Raw genomic sequence first — 4,200 nt, 5'->3', positions numbered from 1 at the left:
GCAAGGATGAAACTTAAAGGAATTGGCGGGGGAGCACCACAACCGGAGGAGCCTGCGGTTTAATTGGACTCAACGCCGGACATCTCACCGGTCCCGACAGTAGTAATGACGGTCAGGTTGACGACTTTACCCGACGCTACTGAGAGGAGGTGCATGGCCGCCGTCAGCTCGTACCGTGAGGCGTCCTGTTAAGTCAGGCAACGAGCGAGACCCGCACTTCTAGTTGCCAGCAATACCCTTGAGGTAGTTGGGTACACTAGGAGGACTGCCGCTGCTAAAGCGGAGGAAGGAACGGGCAACGGTAGGTCAGTATGCCCCGAATGGACCGGGCAACACGCGGGCTACAATGGCTCTGACAGTGGGATGCGACGCCGAGAGGCGAAGCTAATCTCCAAACGGAGTCGTAGTTCGGATTGCGGGCTGAAACCCGCCCGCATGAAGCTGGATTCGGTAGTAATCGCGTGTCAGAAGCGCGCGGTGAATACGTCCCTGCTCCTTGCACACACCGCCCGTCAAAGCACCCGAGTGGGGTCCGGATGAGGCCGTCATGCGACGGTCGAATCTGGGCTCCGCAAGGGGGCTTAAGTCGTAACAAGGTAGCCGTAGAGGAATCTGTGGCTGGATCACCTCCTACTGATCGGGATCAGGGCATTGCCCTGACCCACCTACACTGACTGGTGACCACAAGTCACCGCGAGTCGGCAAGCGCCGACTACTGCATGGGCCCACTGGGCTCACAAGACCTATCCGAGGCGGATATCCCTTCACGGGATGTCGGGTGCAACTCCCGACGGGTCCGTACTTCGTATCGCTCCCGAACCGTGCCCCTTAAGTGTGGGACGGCGATGGGATATGGTACGACGACAGATGCACCAGGCCGGGTGAAACCGAGCCTGGGAAGGGTCGATTCGCCCACCATCTCCACCTTGGGGGCGAATATGAAACCGTGTGTACGTGCGATCCAGGCGTCCACTGGACTCGTTCAGTTGAACGAGTCACAACGACGTTGGCTACTATGCCAGCTGGTGGATTGCTCGGCTCAGGCGCTGATGAAGGACGTGCCAAGCTGCGATAAGCTGTGGGGAGCCGCACGGAGGCCAAGAACCACAGATTTCCGAATGAGAATCTCCTCTGCAATTGCTTCGCGCAATGAGGAACCCCGAGAACTGAAACATCTCAGTATCGGGAGGAACAGAAAACGCAACGTGATGTCGTCAGTAACCGCGAGTGAACGCGATACAGCCCAAACCGAAGCCCTCACGGGCAATGTGGTGTCCGGGCTACCTCTCATCAGCCGACCGTCTTCACGAAGTCTCTTGGAACAGAGCGTGATACAGGGTGACAACCCCGTACTGAAGACCAGTACGCTGTGCGGTAGTGCCAGAGTAGCGGGGGTTGGATATCCCTCGCGAATAACGCAGGCATCGACTGCGAAGGCTAAACACAACCTGAGACCGATAGTGAACAAGTAGTGTGAACGAACGCTGCAAAGTACCCTCAGAAGGGAGGCGAAATAGAGCATGAAATCAGTTGGCGATCGAGCGACAGGGCATACAAGGTCCCCTGACGAATGACCGACGCGCGAGCGTCCAGTAAGACTCACGGGAAGCCGATGTTCTGTCGTACGTTTTGAAAAACGAGCCAGGGAGTGTGTCTGTATGGCAAGTCTAACCCGAGTATCGGGGGAGGCACAGGGAAACCGACATGGCCGCAGGGCATTCATTTGCCCGAGGGCCGCCGTGTTCAAGCGCGGGGAGCCATGTGGACACGACCCGAATCCGGACGATCTACGCATGGACAAGATGAAGCGTGCCGAAAGGCACGTGGAAGTCTGTTAGAGTTGGTGTCCTACAATACCCTCTCGTGATCTATGTGTAGGGGTGAAAGGCCCATCGAGTCCGGCAACAGCTGGTTCCAATCGAAACATGTCGAAGCATGACCTCCGCCGAGGTAGTCTGTGGGGTAGAGCGACCGATTGGTGTGTCCGCCTCCGAGAGGAGTCGGCACACCTGTCAAACTCCAAACCTACAGACGCCGTTCGACGCGGGGATTCCGGTGCGCGGGGTAAGCCTGTGTACCAGGAGGGGAACAACCCAGAGATAGGTTAAGGTCCCCAAGTGTGGATTAAGTGTAATCCTCTGAAGGTGGTCTCGAGCCCTAGACAGCCGGGAGGTGAGCTTAGAAGCAGCTACCCTCTAAGAAAAGCGTAACAGCTTACCGGCCGAGGTTTGAGGCGCCCAAAATGATCGGGACTCAAATCCACCACCGAGACCTGTCCGCGCCCGTTACAGGGTGATCGAGTAGATTGGCGCTCGCATTGGGTGGAAGCGGGGGCGAGAGCTCCTGTGGACCGATGCGTGACGAAAATCCTGGCCATAGTAGCAGCGATAGTCGGGTGAGAACCCCGACGGCCTAATGGATAAGGGTTCCTCAGCACTGCTGATCAGCTGAGGGTTAGCCGGTCCTAAGTCTCACCGCAACTCGACTGAGACGAAATGGGAAACGGGTTAATAGTCCCGTGCCACTATGCAGTGAAAGTCGACGCCCTGGGGTCGATCACGCCGGGTCTTCGCCCGGTCGAACCGTCCAACTCCGTGGAAGCCGTAATGGCACGAAGCGGACGAACGGCGGCACAGCGCAAGGTGATTCAACCTGGGGCCCATGAAAAGACGAGCATAGTGTCCGTACCGAGAACCGACACAGGTGTCCATGGCGGCGAAAGCCAAGGCCTGTCGGGAGCAACCAACGTTAGGGAATTCGGCAAGTTAGTCCCGTACCTTCGGAAGAAGGGATGCCTGCTCCGGAACGGAGCAGGTCGCAGTGACTCGGAAGCTCGGACTGTCTAGTAACAACATAGGTGACCGCAAATCCGCAAGGACTCGTACGGTCACTGAATCCTGCCCAGTGCAGGTATCTGAACACCTCGTACAAGAGGACGAAGGACCTGTCAACGGCGGGGGTAACTATGACCCTCTTAAGGTAGCGTAGTACCTTGCCGCATCAGTAGCGGCTTGCATGAATGGATTAACCAGAGCTTCACTGTCCCAACGTTGGGCCCGGTGAACTGTACATTCCAGTGCGGAGTCTGGAGACACCCAGGGGGAAGCGAAGACCCTATGGAGCTTTACTGCAGGCTGTCGCTGAGACGTGGTCGCCGATGTGCAGCATAGGTAGGAGACATTACACAGGTACCCGCGCTAGCGGGCCACCGAGTCAACAGTGAAATACTACCCGTCGGTGACTGCGACTCTCACTCCGGGAGGAGGACACCGATAGCCGGGCAGTTTGACTGGGGCGGTACGCGCTCGAAAAGATATCGAGCGCGCCCTATGGCTATCTCAGCCGGGACAGAGACCCGGCGAAGAGTGCAAGAGCAAAAGATAGCTTGACAGTGTTCTTCCCAACGAGGAACGCTGACGCGAAAGCGTGGTCTAGCGAACCAATTAGCCTGCTTGATGCGGGCAATTGATGACAGAAAAGCTACCCTAGGGATAACAGAGTCGTCACTCGCAAGAGCACATATCGACCGAGTGGCTTGCTACCTCGATGTCGGTTCCCTCCATCCTGCCCGTGCAGAAGCGGGCAAGGGTGAGGTTGTTCGCCTATTAAAGGAGGTCGTGAGCTGGGTTTAGACCGTCGTGAGACAGGTCGGCTGCTATCTACTGGGTGTGTTATGGTGTCTGACAAGAACGACCGTATAGTACGAGAGGAACTACGGTTGGTGGCCACTGGTGTACCGGTTGTTCGAGAGAGCACGTGCCGGGTAGCCACGCCACACGGGGTAAGAGCTGAACGCATCTAAGCTCGAAACCCACTTGGAAAAGAGACACCGCCGAGGTCCCGCGTAGAAGACGCGGTCGATAGACTCGGGGTGTGCGCGTCGAGGTAACGAGACGTTAAGCCCACGAGCACTAACAGACCAAAGCCATCATTCATACGCACTGTGACTCATTCACCGACGATTTACTCGTCGCTGAACGAGTCCAGGCGCAAACTGGATCGCACGTAATCACACGGTGGAGACCGACCGAGACTGGTATCTCGTGGTTCGAATCCACGACTCGGCGTTAGGCGGCCACAGCGGCGGGGTTGCCTCCCGTACCCATCCCGAACACGGAAGATAAGCCCGCCAGCGTTCCGGGGAGTACTGGAGTGCGCGAGCCTCTGGGAAATCCGGTTCGCCGCCACCATTCATACCTT

The 4,200-nt window shown here is 57.4% G+C and carries 3 rRNA genes; all 3 read left to right on the top strand.

Features of this window, described 5'->3' with window-relative positions:
• Window positions 1–632, top strand: a 16S ribosomal RNA gene (locus tag D3D01_RS22395); the annotation flags it as partial.
• Window positions 633–1,000: 368 nt separating this feature from the next.
• Window positions 1,001–3,935 (top strand): 23S ribosomal RNA (locus tag D3D01_RS22390).
• 132 nt (window positions 3,936–4,067) lie between these two features.
• Window positions 4,068–4,190, top strand: a 5S ribosomal RNA gene (gene rrf / locus D3D01_RS22385).
• Window positions 4,191–4,200: the final 10 nt, after the last annotated feature.

The sequence above is a fragment of the Haloarcula sp. Atlit-7R genome (assembly GCF_003666065.1).
Taxonomy (GTDB): domain Archaea; phylum Halobacteriota; class Halobacteria; order Halobacteriales; family Haloarculaceae; genus Haloarcula; species Haloarcula taiwanensis.
Note: the sequence above shows the minus strand (reverse complement) of the source record. Positions and strands in the feature narration are given on the sequence as shown.